The 16,857-nt window shown below is 54.2% G+C and carries 11 protein-coding genes; 9 read left to right on the forward strand and 2 right to left on the reverse strand.

The genetic code is table 11. The features are described from left to right. The first annotated feature begins 385 nt into the window (after positions 1-385). The 3 genes from ACFOTD_RS31845 to ACFOTD_RS31855 all read left to right on the forward strand — a co-directional run bounded on the left by ACFOTD_RS31845 (position 386) and on the right by ACFOTD_RS31855 (position 7,185). Positions 386-5,572, forward strand: a complete 5,187-nt coding sequence (locus ACFOTD_RS31845) for an Ig-like domain-containing protein (RefSeq protein ID WP_378124002.1) — start codon at positions 386-388, stop codon at positions 5,570-5,572. Between the two features lie 884 nt (positions 5,573-6,456). Further along, complete coding sequence (locus ACFOTD_RS31850) at positions 6,457-6,828, forward strand: iron chaperone (RefSeq protein WP_378124004.1); 372 nt, start codon at positions 6,457-6,459, stop codon at positions 6,826-6,828. Positions 6,829-6,972: 144 nt separating this feature from the next. Further along, the gene (locus ACFOTD_RS31855) at positions 6,973-7,185 is read left to right on the forward strand and encodes a hypothetical protein (protein WP_378124005.1); all 213 of its coding nucleotides are present in this window, start codon (positions 6,973-6,975) and stop codon (positions 7,183-7,185) included. Positions 7,186-7,281: 96 nt separating this feature from the next. Here ACFOTD_RS31855 and ACFOTD_RS31860 read toward each other — a convergent pair whose 3' ends face one another. Together ACFOTD_RS31860 and gdhA are read right to left on the reverse strand one after the other, a co-directional pair. Then, the gene (locus tag ACFOTD_RS31860) at positions 7,282-7,629 is read right to left on the reverse strand and encodes a hypothetical protein (protein WP_378124006.1); all 348 of its coding nucleotides are present in this window, start codon (positions 7,627-7,629) and stop codon (positions 7,282-7,284) included. Positions 7,630-7,804: 175 nt separating this feature from the next. Then, positions 7,805-9,184 (reverse strand): NADP-specific glutamate dehydrogenase, encoded by a 1,380-nt coding sequence (gene gdhA, locus ACFOTD_RS31865; protein ID WP_378124007.1) that lies wholly within the window; start codon positions 9,182-9,184, stop codon positions 7,805-7,807. A 154-nt stretch (positions 9,185-9,338) separates the two neighbouring features. Between gdhA and gltC the strand changes: the two genes are divergently transcribed. The 6 genes from gltC to ACFOTD_RS31895 all read left to right on the forward strand — a co-directional run bounded on the left by gltC (position 9,339) and on the right by ACFOTD_RS31895 (position 16,839). Continuing rightward, entirely contained in the window at positions 9,339-10,241 is a 903-nt protein-coding gene (gltC, locus tag ACFOTD_RS31870; RefSeq protein ID WP_378124037.1) for a glutamate biosynthesis transcriptional regulator GltC, read from the forward strand. A 69-nt stretch (positions 10,242-10,310) separates the two neighbouring features. Further along, complete coding sequence (locus ACFOTD_RS31875) at positions 10,311-12,119, forward strand: cache domain-containing sensor histidine kinase (protein WP_378124009.1); 1,809 nt, start codon at positions 10,311-10,313, stop codon at positions 12,117-12,119. Then, a complete protein-coding gene (locus tag ACFOTD_RS31880) occupies positions 12,116-13,204 on the forward strand; it encodes a response regulator (RefSeq protein WP_378124010.1) in 1,089 nt (362 codons plus the stop codon). Before ACFOTD_RS31875 ends, ACFOTD_RS31880 begins: the two co-directional genes overlap by 4 nt. Before the next feature lie 97 nt (positions 13,205-13,301). After that, on the forward strand, positions 13,302-14,291 hold the full coding sequence (locus ACFOTD_RS31885; protein ID WP_378124011.1) for an ABC transporter permease: 990 nt from the start codon (positions 13,302-13,304) through the stop codon (positions 14,289-14,291). 10 nt (positions 14,292-14,301) lie between these two features. Next, on the forward strand, positions 14,302-15,183 hold the full coding sequence (locus ACFOTD_RS31890; RefSeq protein WP_378124013.1) for a carbohydrate ABC transporter permease: 882 nt from the start codon (positions 14,302-14,304) through the stop codon (positions 15,181-15,183). Positions 15,184-15,249: 66 nt separating this feature from the next. After that, positions 15,250-16,839 (forward strand): extracellular solute-binding protein, encoded by a 1,590-nt coding sequence (locus ACFOTD_RS31895; protein ID WP_378124015.1) that lies wholly within the window; start codon positions 15,250-15,252, stop codon positions 16,837-16,839. Positions 16,840-16,857 lie beyond the last annotated feature (18 nt).

Consider the following 16,857-nt stretch of genomic DNA (forward strand, 5'->3'; position numbering starts at 1 on the left):
GAAACCGTTCCTTTCGTAAATGGTTGCTCGACACTTCCATTTTACCAAAGAACGGTTTCTTTTTGTTTTACAAAAACAGGACTGCCCCGCAGGTCATTTTCATGACCCTTTTGGGACAGCCCCTTTTCGTTTTTTTGATTTAGATTACAAAAATTATACTAGTATTACTTGTTAATAAAATATTTCTATACTTTTTACATTTTATTACACAAGGAGGAGATTTAAACTATATGAATCAGTTACACCCATTTATAATTGGGAGTAGACCTAGCTGCGACAGAATCCGCGGCATAAAATAAAACAGCAAAGGTGAGTGGCGAAGATTAAACGGTTTTTGTCGATTTTACTCGTATTCAGTCTTCTGTTGGTAGGAGCGGTCCCCGTATTGGCAGATCCGGCAAGTCCCCCTCCAAGTGATGAAATACCAAAAACTTGGGATGCTCGCAGTCCGCTGCCGAGCGATATCCATTTAAATGCAGTAGCCACTGGCGGAACGACATCTGTAGCCGTAGGTACGGACGGTTTGATTTTTTCATCTAGTGGCAATGACGACGCTTTGGCGCCTCGTAATTCCAAGGTCGTTAAGGACTTGAACGACGTTATTTTTGCGGACGACAGCTTTGTAGCCGTAGGCGATGAAGGAACGATTTTGACTTCCGGCGACGGATCGGATTGGTCTTCTGAGAGCCTGCAGACTACCAGCAGCGTGAACGCAGTCGTTTATGGCAATGACACGTTTGTTGCGATCGGCGATGGCGGAAGCATCTTCATTTCCACCAATGGGTTGGATAGCTGGTCCGATAAATCCGATTCTACCGTTAACGTGAATTTGAACGCGATCGTTTTCGATGGCGATAAGTTTGTAGCCGTCGGCGATGACGGTACGGTGATCAGTTCGACGAACGGATCAAATTGGACGGCACCGGAGTCCATTTCAGTCGAGGACTTGAACGGGATAAGCTATGGCGACGATGTCCTTGTCGCAGTCGGGGACAACGGCGAAATTTTGAAAGCGCCCAAAGCTTTGGATGCCCCTTGGATAAAACAGGGCAGCTTTGATGCTGATTTTGATTTTAATAGTATTGCACACGGGGACAACGGATTTGTAGCGGTAGGCGATGCAGGCGTATTGGTAACATCGAGCGATGGGACCAATTGGACCGATGAAACAAGCGTTTTGGATGGCATGACCAGCGATCTGTTAAAAATTACGAATGTTGGCTTGGCCTTCTTTATTTTTGACTCCACAGGCAATATTATTGCGAACGTAGAAGGAGAATGGACGGCGTTCAGTGTCATCACCCCGAATACGCTGAACGCATTTATTTATGCTGACGGCACCTATATTACCGGAGGCACAGGCGGCTTCATCAGCACTTCCATCGATGGTGTAAGCTGGTCGAAGGCAAATAGCCGCACCGTGATGGATGTTAATAGTATTGCTTACGGCAAAACTGACGTTAATGCCCGCATATTCACAGCGGTTGGCTCCAGTGGCGGCATCCTGACTTCCAGCGACAATGGGGCTACTTGGTCAGAACCGACGCAGACACCAGAAGATACGGATTCACTTAACGGCATCGTTTACGGCAACCAATTCGTTGCAGTAGGCGATAATGGCAAGATTGAAACGTCTTCGGACAGCGACAGCTGGGAGAAGGTCACCGACCCCGACTTTGGGACAGAAAATCTGTATGCTGTCGCACACAATGGAGAAAAAGGTGCAAGCTCCGTTTATGTGGCCGTAGGCGATAACGGAACCATTTTAACCTCTATTAATGGCACCGACTGGTCTGAGCAAACGTCTGGAACCACCGAAGCCTTGAAAGGCATCGCCTTTGGCAGCGGCACGTTCGTCGCGGCAGGCGCGAACGGCACAGTCCTATCCTCTAAGGACGGCGAGACGTGGACGATTCAGAACGCCAATACCGATGCGGATCTGAATGGCGTATCGTTCGGAGACGGCGTATTCCTGGCAGCAGGCGCCGAAGGAAAAACGATCTACTCCGTCGATTTGGGCAAAACGTGGGTTCTGCAATCTCCCGCGGCTCCTGATATGACCAAGACGCTGAACGCCATTGGGTATGTTGCGGACGCTTATCGTCACATCGCGGTCGGCACCGACGGGACCATGATCGCATCCAACGCATTTTTAAGTAAACCATTGTTTGTAAGCTTCTCGCCTACCTATTCGGAAACAGGGGTTAAAGTAGGTGCGAATCTGGTTATTACATTTAATCAGACTGTGACGCAGGCTCCTAATAAAGCTTTTGCAATTTATGAAATTTTGGATATGGAAAACGAACTATACAACGAGTTTGACTCCATCCCGACGGACAGCGACCGTGTAACGATAAACGGCAATGTCGTGACCATCGATCCGGAGAAAGACTTTAGAGAGAATTCGACCTACCTTGTCTCGATAAAAAAGGATGCTTTCCTTAACGATGGAGGAAAAGCAAGTGACGACTCCCTTGATAGAAATTCGAAATGGATGTTTACAACGGAGTCCGCTGATTCAGATTCTCCGACGGTACTCGAGTATTCGCCTGCAGACGAGGATACCGATGTAGCTCTCGAAACCGATCTGAAGCTTACCTTTAGCGAGAATGTATACGCGAAGTTCGGCAATATCGAGATCTACGATAGTACCAACAACGACGAGCCGATTCAATCGATTCCCGCAGATGCAGAGCAAGTGCACATCGACGGCAGCGTGGTAACGATCGATATTGCCGATTTAAATTACGAAACGAGCTACTACGTAAAAATCGGCACGGATGTGTTTGAAGACGCTGCGCACAACGCTTATGCCGGGACCACGGACAGCGAAAAGTGGCGTTTTAAGACAATCGACGCACCGGATACGGACGCACCGACGTTAGAGAGCCATTCGCCTACGGGGGATAACGTTCTTGCTGATTCCAATCTGCAGCTCACTTTCAACGAGAATGTAAAGGCGAAAACCGGCAACATCGAGCTCTATAAGAGCTCCAACGATAAGGATCCGGTTCAAACGATTCCCGTTGACTCCGATGATGTGGATGTCGTTGGTACAGAGGTAACGGTTAAACTGGCCGATCTGGATTTCGCGACGAGCTACTTTGTAAAAATTGCGGCCGGTGCGTTTGAAGATGAGGCAGTCACCCCTAACGCCTATGCCGGCATCGACGACAAAACCACCTGGACCTTTACAACCGAGAATGTGCCTGACAAGACGGCACCGACGGTGACCAGCTTTTTGCCTACTAAAGGGGCAACTGGCGTAGGTATCGGCACCGATCTGACGCTTACATTTACCGAAAATGTAAAGGCAAGCGACTACGACATCGAAATTTACAAGAGTACGGATACTGAAACGCCAGTACAGTCTATCGTCGCCCTAAAAGCGAACATTCAAGGCAATGTGGTGACGATCCATCCATCCGCCGTGCTGGAATACAATACAAGCTATTTTGTGAAAATTGTTAATGGAACGTTCAGAGACGCTGCAGGCAACAAGTATGCCGGCATCACTGAGCCTGACGGCTGGCAATTTACCACAACGGCTGAGCCGGATACGACGCCGCCGACGGTCAGCACCTACTTGCCTGCGATCGAAGCAACCAACGTCGCGATCGGCACCAATCTGCAGCTGACCTTTAGCGAGAACGTAAAGGCTTCGGATGCCGACATTAAGATTTATAAGAGCACCGATGATGAGAACGCGGCAGAAACCATTTTTGCCATGTCCAATAAGGTCTCGATTGCGGGCAACGTGGTAACCATTAATCCGTCAGTTGATTTAGCGTACGACACCATTTATTTTGTAACGATTGATGCAGGAGCCTTCAAGGATCTCGCTGGCAACGACTATGCAGGCATCGAAGGCAACGCGTGGAGCTTCAAAACCGCAAGTGCGCCAATTGCGCCGGATACGACCGCTCCAACAGTAACGTCTGTTAGCCCGGCGGACAATGCAACGAATGTATCCGCAACTACGAATCTCTCGATTGTATTCAGTGAGAACGTCGTGGCGAAAAACGCTAACATTATCGTTAAGAACGAGAAGGACGATGCAGTCGTAGCGTCGATCAAAGCCAATAATACGGAGCTCGTCACCGTTGCGGACAAGAACGTCACGATTAAGACAAGCGATCTTCTGAAGAAGGGCGTCAGCTATTACGTGCTGATCGAAGCCGGCGCGTTCGCGGATACATCCGACAACAGCTTTGCGGGCATCTCGGACAGAACGTCGTGGAACTTTACGACCGAGTCCGAGCCGGTAACGCCGCCTTCTGGCGGAGGCGCGCCTTCGGGTCCGGTGACGGAGACGATTCCTGCGAACGTCGAGAACGGCGCAGCGCAAGGTTCGACGGTATCGAACGTCTCTATCAAGCGTACGACGGATGCGACTGGCGTAAAGAAAGACGATATTACGTTTACCGTGGATCAAGCATCCCAAACGGTTAGCCAGCTTAAGGCAGCCGGCTCTCATTCCGCCAAGATCATCGTTCCGGACGAGAAGGATGAGGTAGCGGAAACGAAGCTGGCGCTTCCGAAGGCTACCACGCAGCAATTTGCCGAAAATCAAATCGATCTGGACTTCTTCACCGTCAATGCTGAAGTGAAGGTGCCGAGCAGATCGTTGACCGGATTCGGCGACGACATTTACTTCAACCTGGTGCCGCTCAAAGCGCAGCAGCTGCGTACGGATGCCGAAGCTCGCGCGAAGGCGCAGGTTCAGCTCGTATCCGGCACCGCTAAGGTCACGCTGGTCGGTCGTCCGATGACGATCGATACCAACCTGCAAAACCGCGAAGTGACGCTCGTTCTGCCTCTTGACGCTACGTTAACGGCTGAACAGCTGCAGGACCTGGCGATCTTTATCGAGCACAGCGACGGCACCAAGGAACTGGTTAAGGGTCAGATCGTTCCTTACGGCCAGACCGGCAAGTCCGGCATCAGCTTCACGGTCAATAAATTCAGTACCTTTACCGTCGTTCTCGTAGAAGGACTGAATCCGGCAGTAGAAGTGAAGGCCTACATGACCGGATATGCGGACGGTACCTTCGGACCGGGCAAGAGCATCACCCGTGCCGAAGCGGCAACCATTATCGCTCGCACCTTCAAGCAAACGGCAGCCGGTGCGGCTACGGCTTACACCGATGTCGCTGCCGATCATTGGGCGGCTGACGCCATCGGCCAAGTATCCCAAAGCGGCATCATGAAGGGGTACGCGGACGGCAGCTTCAAGCCAAACCAAACGATTACCAGAGCTGAAATGGCGACCATGCTGGCCCGCTTGATCACTGGCGTCGCAGGAAATGCAGCCAGCTTCAGCGATATCGCGGGGCACTGGGCGCAAGCGGCGATCGAGTCGACGGCCAAGGCGGGCATCGTCACCGGCTATGAAGACGGAACCTTCCGTCCGAGCCAAACGTTAACCCGTGCGGAAGCCGTCACGATCATCAACCGTGCGCTGGGCATCGCTCCGCTCACCACTGCGGCGCAAAAGTGGACGGACGTTCCTGCCCAGCACTGGGCATACGGCAACATTCAAGCGGCTTCCGTGGACCATATCGTAAAATAATCTTTAACATGGAACAGCCCTCCACTATTCGGGCAAATCCTTATTACAAGGTTACCCCCCCTTGCGCGCGCGCAAGGGGGTTTTTCTATGTGCAAGCGGGCCGCTAAAAGAAGTCTCATTCATCGCCATAAATCACTAAACGAACGAGAGCCAGGTCGGAGGTTGCCGACGTTCGCGGGTGGCACGGCCTGCGCGGCCTGCACGGCCTGTATGGACACGGATACGGCATGCCGGACGTTGGGAAGGCGGGCGCATCGGTATCCTCAGTCAGGCTAGCAGCGGCGATTCTCGCCGCCCTGGACGGCAGCGACTGGATCCGTCCGTTCAGCGAATCCAAGGCGTGCACGGGGGACGACACTAACCAGCTTCAAGGCGAACGCCGCTGCCGACGTCACTGCGCGGACAGGGTTGTTAAATCACAGGCAGTCAAAAAACTGCATTTATACATGTATTTTCTGCCGACTGGCGCCACGTGATGAAATACCTGCAGAATATACAGGTAAACTCAAAACAAAAGCCGGGAATCAGGCTGATTGCGGAAAATGCCTGCGTATTTGCATCTTTTCCTCTCAAAGGGGCCGACATCGGCAGAAAAAGATGTATATTTGCAGGCATTAAGCGAAGAGAACGGTACGGGCGACGGTTAACCGGCTCAAGGAAGCGGCTGTCGGATGAGCCATCGCCAGGCGTTCCGCGTGAATCGAGCTTCGCATATCCGTTAAACCAAAAGGAACCGGCAGGATGGTTTGTGATTTCGCTGACGTTTTCGTATTCTGCGAAACGAACGCAGCATTGCGTTTCTCGCAGATAGAACGATAGAATAGTAGCGATCGGAAATAATGTTCATGTCGCGAATAAGAGACGAGCGATGCGGAGGGATTACAGTGGAAGCTTTTGCCGAGTATTTAGCGCGCATCGACGACCCGTCCCATCGGGCGAGAGTCGAAGAGGTTTTCGAGTGGATTCTCAAAAAATTCCCCAGCCTCGTGCCCAAGATCGCATGGAACCAGCCGATGTTCACCGACCACGGCACGTTTATCATCGGGTTCAGCGTCGCCAAGCCGCATATGGCCGTCGCCCCGGAAAAGGCGGGCATGCTGCGATTTGCGGACGACATCGTGCAGGCGGGGTATTCGTCCACCAAGGAGCTCGTGCGGATCCGTTGGAACGACCCGATGGATTATGCGCTGCTGGAGAAAATGATCGCGTTTAATATGGCGGATAAAGCGGATTGCGAGACTTTTTGGCGTAAATAGAGAAGCCCGGGCGTACGATGCGCCGCGGGCTTTCTCTCTTATCATACCATTCCAATGCGAATGTAGCAGGCTTGAAGAGACTTCCAGGTTTCGTATATGCTGATAGAGCAAGGCAACGAAAGGATAGAAGGAGGTGAAGGAATCATGGAAAAAATGATGATGAACATGATGACGATGACCTGCATGGAAGACATGACGGCCAAGATGAAGTCCATGCAAATGATGATGGACGAAATGACGAAGGCGGACATGATGGGCATGATGGACAAGGAAATGATGATGTCCCGCCTTCAGCAATGCGACGAAATGATGACGATGATGATGGGCATGATGAACGCAGTCTCTTCCGCTAAGTAAGCGTCGCGCCGAATCGGCCATCCGACAATGGCCGTCCCGAACGATTCTTATGGCGGGCCGAGCAGACGGCTGCAGGCCTGCTTTTGTTTTGTCTACTTACGAACTCAACGCTTCCTTGAACGCCCTCATTTTTTTCCCGATCTCCACTCTAATTCGCTTTAACGTCCAGATCTGCTCCCACAATTGCTCGCGGCTTGCTTGTTCGCTCTCGCTCTGCAGCTTGCGATACAGGAAGATAAGCGTCTGATTGACATCGTTAAAATAAGAGATGAGCTCGTCGCGCTGCTGCATGCGCAGCTCGGTCCGTTCGTCGTAAGCCGGAGCGCTCAGCTCCGCCAATATCTTCTTCTGCCAATCCTCGTCCTTAATGGAGACTGCATAATTATACAGATCCAGATAATCGTCGATCCGCTTTTCACGCTGCGCCTTAATCCCGTGACTCATGATCGAAAACTCCTGACGTTTTTCATTTTGTTTTTATACCGACAATTATACTCGGATAAATTGGGATTTCAAGTGCCAATTCATTTAAAAAGAAACACTCCGCCGGACGAGCCGGAGGAGTGCTGGAAAATGGTTGCCTTAAGTAAACGGATAAGTTCAGCGGTGGAACGGGACCTTAAACGCCTTGCGCGAGCATAGCGTCGGCGACTCTGACGAAACCGGCGATGTTGGCGCCGATGACGAGGTTGCCGGGGATGCCGTATTGCTCGGCAGCCTTGATGCATTCGCGGTAAATGTTGTGCATGATCGTCTGCAGTCTGCCATCGACTTCTTCCATCGTCCAGGACAGTCTGGCGCTATTCTGGGCCATTTCCAGCGCGGAGACGGCTACGCCGCCCGCATTGGCGGCTTTGGCCGGCGCGAAGAGCACGTTGTTGTCGAGAAAGACGTCGATCGCTTCCAGCGTGGAAGGCATGTTGGCGCCTTCGCCGACGGCTTTGACGCCGCCTTGCACCAGCAGCTTGGCGGAGGCTTGATCGATTTCGTTTTGCGTGGCGCAAGGCAGCGCGATGTCGCAAGGAATCGACCAGATGCCGGCGCAGCCTTCGACGTAGACGGCGTCTGGATGCTCGAGGACGTAGTCTTTGCAGCGCTTGTTTTCAACTTCCTTGAGCCGCTTGATCGTATCGAGGTTGATGCCTTCCGCATGATAGATGTAGCCGGCGGAATCGCTGCAGGCCACGACCGTGGCGCCGAGCTGGATCGCCTTCTCCATCGCGTAGATCGATACGTTGCCGGAGCCGGAGACGACGACCTTGCTTCCCTTGAATCCGGAGCCCGCGTCTTGCAGCATTTCCTCTACGAAGTAGACCGCGCCGTAGCCGGTCGCTTCCTTGCGGCCCAGGCTGCCGCCGTAGCCGATGCCCTTGCCGGTAAGCACGCCGGCTTCGTAAGCGCCGACCAGCTTCTTGTATTGGCCGAACATGAAGCCGATCTCGCGCGCGCCGACGCCGATATCGCCCGCCGGAACGTCCTTGTCCGGTCCGATATGCTTGCTGAGCTCGGTCATGAAGCTTTGGCAGAAGCGCATGATCTCGAGGTCCGATTTGCCTTTGGGATCGAAGTCGGAGCCGCCCTTGCCGCCGCCGATCGCTTGGCCGGTCAGCGCGTTTTTCAGGATTTGCTCGAAGCCGAGGAACTTGATGATGCTGGCGTTGACGGAAGGATGGAAGCGCAGGCCGCCCTTGTAAGGGCCGATCGCGTTGCTGAATTGGACGCGGAATCCGCGGTTGACTTGAACCTTGCCTACGTCGTCGACCCACGGTACCCGGAAAGACAGGATGCGGTCGGGCTCGACCAGCCGGTCAAGAACGGCGTTCGCGATGTAGGCCGGGTTCTGGGAGAGCACCGGAATCAGGGAAACAAAGACTTCTTTGACGGCCTGATGGAACTCGGGCTCGTTCGGATTGCGCTTCTTCACGGTCTCGAACAAACCGTCGACATATTCGTGCGCTTGCGTTGCATGCGTTTGTTCGATTTTTTCGAGGATGCTCATGCGTCCAAAACTCCTTTTTAGGTGCAATGGCCAAAAAGCCATTTCGCTTTTTTATAGACTGTAGTTTAATATTATGATCGAAGTCGTTAATCGCTCCAATATTCAGTTCCGATGAAGTTGATGCGTTTTGCGCATGAAGGAGAGGCGATTCGTCCTGGAAATCAGGCAAATGCGATATTTTATGGAAGTTGCCAAGCGCGAGCACGTGACGGATGCGGCCAACGCGCTGCACGTCGCGCAGTCGTCGGTGAGCAGGCAGCTGCTGCAATTGGAGAGCGAGCTCGGGGTGGACCTGTTCATCCGCGAGGGCAGAAGAGTAAAGCTGACGCCGACCGGAAAGCTGTTTCTGGCGCGCGTGGAGCAGATCATGCATATGATCGGGGAAGCGAAACGGGAGGTGCAGGAGTACCTGGAGCCGGAGAAGGGGACGATTCGCATCGCGTTTCCGATCAGCCTGGCCGCCCACGTCATGCCGACGGCCATTTACGCGTTCCGCCAGCGGTATCCGGAAGCCAAGTTCCAGATGAAGCAGGCGCTCTATCGCGATCTGATCGACGGCGTCATTTACGGCGAGTCCAACCTTGCCTTGATCGCGCCGCTGCCGGCGGAGGAGAAGAAGATTCGCTCCAAGCTGTTGTTCACCGAAAAAATCGTCGCCCTGCTGCCGATCCACCATCGGCTGGCCCGCCAGCCCGCCATACGGCTGTCGGAGCTGAAGGACGATCCGTTCGTCACCTTGCCGGAGGGGACGATCTTCCGCGAGATCGTGCTGAATGCATGCCGCGAGATCGGGATCGTGCCGCATATCGCGTTCGAGGGCGACGATATCGATGCGCTCAAGGGGCTCGTCTCCGCGGGTCTCGGCGTGGCGCTCATGCCGGAGGTCACCCTGGTGGACATCATCCCGCAGTCGACGGTGAAGCTTCCGTTGATCGAACCCCAGGTGTCGCGCACCGTAGGCATCATCTCCCCGACGCAGCGCAAGCTGCTGCCGACGGAGCAGCTGTTCTATCATTTTCTCTCCGATTTTTTCGCAGATTGGAATCGTATTCCATAATCCCGTTATCTGGATTAAGATAGAGCATAGCGCATCTATTTTATCCTTGCGATTCGGGAGGTGGCAGGCTTGTACCGGAGGCTGCGTCATTCACTGCAGTGGAAGCTGGTGGTCTTGATTACTGCCATCATTGCGTTCGTGACCGCGGTGATCGGCACGGTGAATTACCGCAAGAGCATCGGCGCGATCGATTCGGACGTGACCCGGTTCAGCAATCAAATCCTGACGCAGGCGAACTTCAATTTAAGCAGGTATATCGAAGACAATGAACATTTTTTTCAAATGCTCGGGACCGCCGCGGAATTCCGCGATTGGTCGACGGCGACCAACGCAAGCGCTTACCATATCTTTAGAAACTACAAGTTTATGGAGACCAAGTATATCGAGCCTTTCTTCGCCTATCATCCGGAGCTGCTGTCCATCGTGTTCTATAGCAGCGACGGCTACCAGAGCATCTATAGAAATCCCGATAAGGCGGACGAGATGCTGAAGACCGGCTATGCGATGGATCGGGAGCCATGGTTCGGACATCTCCCGTTCGCAGGGTCGATCACGAGATCGGTCAAGCTGAATACCACTTACGTGAATCATACCGGCGCCGCCCAGCGGATCCCCGTGCTGACCTATTTGCAGCAGTTCAGCTATGGCAACGCATCCTCCTATTTGCAAATGGATATTTCCTTGAAGTCCACGCAGGCCATTCTGGACGCCGTCAAGCTCGGCGATACGGGAAGTACGTTTATCGTGGACGGCGACGGCGCCGTCATCACCGCCCATGAGCAGGGACTGGTGGGCAGCCCGATCGACGGCCAGCTTCAAAGCGTGCTGAACCGCAGCGAGTCGGGCTCCTATTACGATAAGCACACGAAGCGGATGATCGTGTACCAGTCCATTCCGCAGACCGGGTGGAAGATCGTATCGCTTATTCCTTATCGCGATCTGGCCAAGAGCATCGTCAGCATACGGAACTGGACGACGCTCATGACGATCGCCGGCATCGTCATCGCCAGCGTGCTGGTGTTCTGGGTCGCAACCTCGATAACGGCACGTCTGAAGGCCCTGCGAAAAACGATCGGCTTGACCCGGATGGGCCGATTGGACGTCCGCGTCGACGCGAAAGGCAGCGATGAGGTGGCGGAGCTGGGGATGGCCTACAATCATCTCCTCGATAGGATCGATGCCTCGATCGAGCAGCTCGCGGAATCCCGGATCGTGCAGCAGCAAGCGATTCTGTCGGCCCTGCAATCGCAGATCAACTCCCACTTTTTGTTTAACGCGATGGAATCCATCAATTCCATGGCCAACCTCGCCCGGCATCGCGGAATTATGGATACGGCGGTTGCCTTGTCCAATATGCTGCGCTACACCTCCAACTACCAGCAGTCTCTGGTTCTGCTCGAGGACGAGCTTAAGCATGTGTCCGACTATATGCATATTATCGGCATTCTCTATCGCGATGACGTGAAGTTTGGCATCGAAGTGGACGAAGAGCTCAAGGAGGCGCGTTCCCTGAAGGCGATCATCCAGCCGTTCGTAGAGAACAGCATCAAGCACGGCTACGAGACGACGGCCGAGCCGATGGTGATCGGCATAAAGGCAATTCGGGACGGCGAGGCATACGTGCGCATCGAAATCGAAGACAATGGTAGCGGCTTCACCGAGGAGAAGTTGGCGGAGTTGCAGATGGCGCTGTCGCTCGAGCAGCCGGCGCAGGCTTTTATGCAGCTTTCCCGCATTGGCGTGCTGAACGTTCATTATCGGCTGCGAACCTTTTACAAGGATAGCCGGTCCGGCGTCTCCCTGTCCGTGACGGATAGCGGCGCAACGCAAATTGCCATCGTATTCCCGTATTACTCAAAGGATGTGTATCCGCTATGATCCGTGTATTGCTCGTGGATGACTCGCCGCTCATTCGGGAGAGCCTGACCCAATGCGTCGAGGAAATCGGCGCTTCTACGGTCGTAGCCGGGACCGCGGCCAACGGCGAGAAGGCACTCGCCTGGCTGGACGGTCACTATGCCGACTTGTGCATTACCGACATCCGGATGCCGGTCATGGACGGCCTGGCATTGATCGACCGGATCAACGGGCAATATCCCTGGATGGTTTGTTTGGTCATTTCCAGCTACGACGATTTTGAATACGCCAAGACAAGCATTCAGCTCAAGGCGCTGGACTACATTTTGAAGCCGGTCGACACGCGTTTGCTTAATCGTTCCCTGCATGCGGCTGCCGACCGTCTCCGGCAGGAGAGGATGAGAGACGCTTCTTCCGTCATGCTCCGCAAGCTGCCGCATCACAGGGCTTTCCTCGACCGCTGGCTGAACCAGATCCGCACGCTTCATACGGAGACGCTGCCGCTGCTCATCGTCGATACGCTGGATTTGCTGGAGTCCTGGATCGGCGAAAAGTACTACCTCTTGAACGCGTTGTCCCACGTCTGGCTTCAGATGCTGATCGAAGAGCTGGCGGAGGACAAGCTGCAGCTTGAGCTGGAGGAAGGTACGGATCCGGAGCTTGGCCACCGGACGCTCATGCTGTCCGACGTCCGCAGCCACTTCCGTATTTGTGCCGTGCACCGGCTGGAAGAAGGTTCGGGCAAGCTGGTTGAAGCGATGCGCGGCGTCCGGGATACGCAGTCGATGCGGAAGATCGAGTCGGTAAAAAGCTACATTCAGGCGAATCTGTCCAAGGACATCAATTTGCAGGAGCTCGCGGACCGGGTCGAAATGAACAAGACGTACATGTGCACGTTGTTCAAGCAAGAGACCGGAATCACGGTCTGGAGCTACCTCGTCGCGGAACGGATGCGCAGGGCGCGCAGCCTGCTGCTCGAGACCTCCGCCAAGGTGTACGAGATCGCCGGCGAGATCGGGTACGAGGACGTTCCGTATTTCTCCCAGACTTTCAAGAAGTTCTATGGCATGACCCCGCTGGATTACAAAAAAAGGATGAAATCGTAGCCTCAATCCGAATATACCCCCTATAAATCGAAAGATAGACTTCTACTGCGTTTTTCGCCCTTTCCCTATAATGGCTGTAGGAGGTGGGAAGCGCATCATGAGCGAAAAAAACATGCCGTATGCCGGCGTACGCCGGGAACTGCCGGCCGTCAGTCGTTCCAGCGGCATCGAACGCCCCGCGAGGGAATCGCTCGCCAGGTTCATAAGGAAGAATTGGCCGCTCTACGTAATGGTTTTGCCCATGATGGTCTATTTTCTAACGTTTAAGTACGTCCCCTTGCTGGGAAGCGTAATCGCTTTCAAAGACTACAACATTTTTGAAGGCTTCATGGGGAGCGAATGGGTCGGCTTCCGGTGGTTTAAGACGCTAGCGACGCAGCCGAGATTTATGTCGATCTTCTGGAACACAGTTATCGTCTCCTTTTACCAGATCGTGTTCGCCTTCCCGGCGCCGATCGTGCTGGCGCTGCTGCTCAACGAGGTTCGCAGAACCGCCTACAAGCGCACGGTTCAAACGCTCGTCTACCTTCCCCACTTTTTGTCCTGGACGCTGGTCTACGGAATGGCCTACATGATGTTCTCGACGCAATCGGGCCTGTTCAATCAGTTGCTCGGCCATTTCAATCTGGATCCGATTCCCGTGCTGCAGGCGCCGGAATATTTCCGGACGCTCGTGGTGGGCGCCGGGGTGTGGAAGGAAATGGGCTGGAGCACCATTATTTTCTTGGCAGCGCTGACCGGCATCTCTCCTACGCTGTACGAAGCGGCGCAGATCGACGGCGCCGGCCGCTGGAAGCAAATGCTGCATATCACCATGCCGGGATTGATGCCCGCCATCGTGATCTTGCTGCTCCTGAAGATCGGGAACGTGCTGGACGTCGGTTTCGAACAAATCTACGTATTCCTGAGTCCCATGACTTATTCGGTGGGGGAGGTATTGGACACCTATTCTTACCGTCTCGGCATCGTGAACGGCCAATTCAGCATCACGACGGCAATCGGACTGTTCAAGTCGATCATCGGCTTCGCGCTTCTGGTCAGCGTCAACAAACTGAGCAAAAAAACTACGGGCGAAGGCTTGTACTAAGGAGGCGTCTATGCGCATTCAATCTTCCTTGGGAGAGCGGACGTTCGATGCTGCGAACTATGTGCTGCTCGGAATCGTCAGCTTCATCGCTTTAATTCCGATTCTGCACGTCGTGGCCGGCGCATTCAGCTCTTCCCAGGCTATTATTCACAACCGCGTGTTATTGTGGCCGGTGGAGGCGACGTTGGACAATGTCCGGATGGTCGTCCAGACGGGCACCTTCTGGAAAGCGGCATGGATGACCGTGAAGGTCGTCTTCGTCGCCACGGCGACGAATATGATCCTGACCATCCTGGGCGCGTACCCGTTGTCCAAGAGCTGGCTGAGAGGGCGCAGGTTCATCATGCTGTTCGTCGTCTTCACGATGGTGTTTCAAGCGCCGATGATCCCGACCTATCTGGTCGTCAAGATGCTGGGACTGCTCAATACGATGTGGGCTCTGGTCATTCCCGGCGCCATCTCAGCGTTTAACCTGATTTTATGCCTGACCTTTTTCCGATCGCTGCCGGAAGAGCTGTTCGACGCCGCCAAGGTCGACGGGATGGGCGAGTTCAGGGTCGTCGCCCGGATCGTCGTGCCGCTGTCCTTGCCGATTATCGTCACCTTGCTGTTGTTCTATTCGGTCGGCCACTGGAACGCCTATATGGCTCCGCTGCTGTATCTGAACGACAGAAACATGCAAACGCTTCAAATGTACATATTCTCGCTGATCTCCCAGGGCAACAGCAATGATATCGTTGCCGCTGCGGCCGGCGAAGCCACGATCTCGCTCGTTCCCGCCGCCATCGAGATGGCCACGATCGTGTTGGCTACGGCGCCGATCGTCATGCTGTACCCCTTCGTTCAAAACTATTTCATCAAGGGAGCCACGCTCGGCTCCGTCAAAGAATAACCGGCAAGCGCGATGAAGACGGAGCGTCTTCATATAGATGCATCATTCCATGAGGAGGTCACAAGAATGTTAAACAAACAAAAGGGGTTGCTCGGCGTCTTCGCGGCAACGATGGTATTCACGATGTCCGCGTGCGCGTCGGAAAAGACGGGTTCCTCCGCCTCGACCGCACCGGCGTCTGGCGGATCGCCTTCAGCTTCTTCCGCTGCTTCAAGCAGCGCGCCGGCCGAGCGGGCTTCCATTCGAATCTTCACGTCGGACTTCAGCCAGCCGGTTCCCGGCGGCGCGACGATGGACAATCCGACGCTGAAGTATCTGGCGGACAAGACGAACGCCAAGCTGGACGTCGTCTTTCTGCCGCATACGCAGATGGACCAGCAGCTCAGCACCAAGTATGCGGCAGGCGACATTCCGGACGTCGTCATGGGCTGGTACGCGGGAGGCGAGCTGTATGAGAACGACCAACTGCTCGAGCTTAACGATTATATCGATAAATACGGGCCCAACCTGAAAAAAGTCATTCCGCAAGCCGCTTGGGACGCGGTCTCGATCAATGGCAAGATCCTCGGCATCCCCGAGCCCGCCGGCGGCAACGTGACGGAGAACAGCATCATCTACATCCGCAAGGACTGGATGGATAAGGTCGGCTTGCCCGATGCGCCCAAGACGCCGGACGAACTGCTGACACTGCTCCGGGCGTTCCGGGACAAGGATCCGAACGGCAACGGACTGAAGGATGAGATTCCCTTCTCCTCTCGCGAGAATTTAACTTGGGTGAACAACATCTTCGGCATGTACGGCCAGAACCATACGACGGCCAAATACGAGAATAACGAGCTGCTGCCGGGCTTCATTACGAGCAACCACAAGCAGGGTCTCGACTTTATGCGGACGATGTACGCGGAAAAGCTGATCGACAGCGAGTTCATGACGAACAAGCGCAACGTGTGGGAGCAGAAAATTCAGCAAGGCATCGTCGGCATGTGGAACCATGACCCGTCCCTGGCGTGGGATTGGCAGGACCGGTTGAATAAATCGCTGCCGAACGAGCATCCCAACGTCATTGCGATTCCTACGCCTAAGGCCCCGGGCGTGACGGACGCAGGCTCGTTAAGAACCTCCACCAACAAGGTCTATCTCATTACAAAAAAAGCCAAGGATCCTGCGGCCGTGATCAAGTTCTTCGATTGGCTGGCGACGGAAGAAGGCCAGGAATTCGTCAACTTCGGCATTCCGGGAGATACGTATACCAAGGATAACGGGAAGATCGTCTACGACAAGCAAAAGGACGCCGACGCGAAGACCAGTACATGGAGATCGGTCGTCTTGAATATCGTCGGATACAATGAAGAGCTGCTCAAGATCAAGCTGGGCAACGATCAAGCGTTCGAGAAGCAGAAGCTCGCTTACGAGGTCGCCCGCGGCGAATCGATACCGAACCTGATGGCGGGCATGCCTGCGATCAAGACCAATCAGCCAGAAGTGCCGAACTTCGGCTATAACGCGATGCCGCTCTACCTGGAGACGGCCACGCAGATCATCATGGGCGAAAAGCCGCTCGATTCCTTCGACGACTTCGTGAAGCAATACAAATCCCTGGGGGGCGCCGACGCCATCAAGCAGGCTTCGGATTGGTATAACGCCACTAAAAAGTAAAAGAAGGGAGATGAAGGT

Source organism: Cohnella sp. GCM10012308, from assembly GCF_042649185.1.
GTDB lineage: Bacteria > Bacillota > Bacilli > Paenibacillales > Paenibacillaceae > Cohnella.

Excerpts from the sequence above, each read along its gene's own strand:
- ACFOTD_RS31860 (WP_378124006.1), bottom strand. The coding sequence starts at position 7,629 with ATGAGTCACGGGATTAAGGCGCAGCGTGAAAAGCGGATCGACGATTAT.
- ACFOTD_RS31855 (WP_378124005.1), top strand. The coding sequence starts at position 6,973 with ATGGAAAAAATGATGATGAACATGATGACGATGACCTGCATGGAAGAC.
- ACFOTD_RS31890 (WP_378124013.1), top strand. The coding sequence starts at position 14,302 with ATGCGCATTCAATCTTCCTTGGGAGAGCGGACGTTCGATGCTGCGAAC.
- ACFOTD_RS31895 (WP_378124015.1), top strand. The coding sequence starts at position 15,250 with ATGTTAAACAAACAAAAGGGGTTGCTCGGCGTCTTCGCGGCAACGATG.
- gdhA (WP_378124007.1), bottom strand. The coding sequence starts at position 9,184 with ATGAGCATCCTCGAAAAAATCGAACAAACGCATGCAACGCAAGCGCAC.
- ACFOTD_RS31885 (WP_378124011.1), top strand. The coding sequence starts at position 13,302 with ATGAGCGAAAAAAACATGCCGTATGCCGGCGTACGCCGGGAACTGCCG.
- ACFOTD_RS31880 (WP_378124010.1), top strand. The coding sequence starts at position 12,116 with ATGATCCGTGTATTGCTCGTGGATGACTCGCCGCTCATTCGGGAGAGC.